The following is a 982-nucleotide window of genomic DNA, read 5'->3' on the forward strand; positions in this document are numbered from 1 at the left end:
GAGGCGCCCGCCGAGGGCCCGCGCACCCCGCAGGCCTGACCGTTCGGTTCGCGCCCGGGGGCAGGCGTCGTGGGGCGCCTGCCCTCATCCTCGGGGCTCACGGCGCTCCCTCAGGAGCGGGGTATCATTGCTCGACATGCACGCTGCCGAGTGGCTCGACCCGACCTTCCTGATCCGGACCTTCTCGTACCTGGGCCTCCTGTTCGTCGTCTTCGCCGAGACGGGACTCCTGATGGGCTTCTTCCTGCCGGGCGACAGCCTGCTGCTCACGGCGGGCATCTTCGCGGCGCGCGGCGACCTCGCGCTCGCGGCGGTGTGCGGCGTGTGCTTCGTCGGCGCGGTCCTCGGCAACACGGTCGGTTACCTCATCGGGCGGCGCTTCGGGCCGCGTGTGTTCAGCAATCCCAGGAGCCGCTTCCTCAAGCCCGAGTACGTGGAGCAGGCCGGCGCGTACTTCGAACGCTACGGCGTGCGGACCCTGCTGATCTCGCGCTTCGTGCCGATCGTGCGGACCTTCGTCCCGACGATGGCGGGCGCGGGCCGCATGGACTTCCGCACCTTCACGCTCTACAACGTCGTCGGGGCGCTCCTGTGGGCCGTGGGCGTGCCGCTGCTGGGGTACTTCCTGGGACAGATCATTCCCGCGAAGGTCCTCGACAAGTACGTCCTCGCGATCATCGCGGTGGTGCTCGTCGCGTCGTTCGTGCCGATCGGGCTGGAAGTGCTGAAGCGCCGTCGCGTCCGCGCCTGAGCCGAGGGCCTCCCGAACGCCCGGCCTCCGCGCCGGGCGTTCGCCCATTTTCACGGCGAGTACACTGACCTCATGGCGGACGTGGCCCTGCTGACCGACTCGACCTCCGACCTGGCGCCCGAGGAGGCCGCGCGCCTCCACGTGGCCGTCGTGCCGCTCACGCTGGACGTGGCGGGCGGCCTGTTCAGCGACCCCGGCACGCTCCCCGTGCCGGGCGCGACGGTGCTGTCT

At 71.0% G+C, this 982-nt stretch carries 1 protein-coding gene; it reads left to right on the top strand.

The genetic code is table 11. The features are described 5' to 3' along the window. The first annotated feature begins 136 nt into the window (after positions 1–136). A complete protein-coding gene (locus DEIPI_RS0103190; RefSeq protein ID WP_027480824.1) occupies positions 137–751 on the top strand; it encodes a DedA family protein in 615 nt (204 codons plus the stop codon). Positions 752–982 lie beyond the last annotated feature (231 nt).

It is taken from the genome of Deinococcus pimensis DSM 21231 (assembly GCF_000519345.1).
Taxonomy (GTDB): domain Bacteria; phylum Deinococcota; class Deinococci; order Deinococcales; family Deinococcaceae; genus Deinococcus_A; species Deinococcus_A pimensis.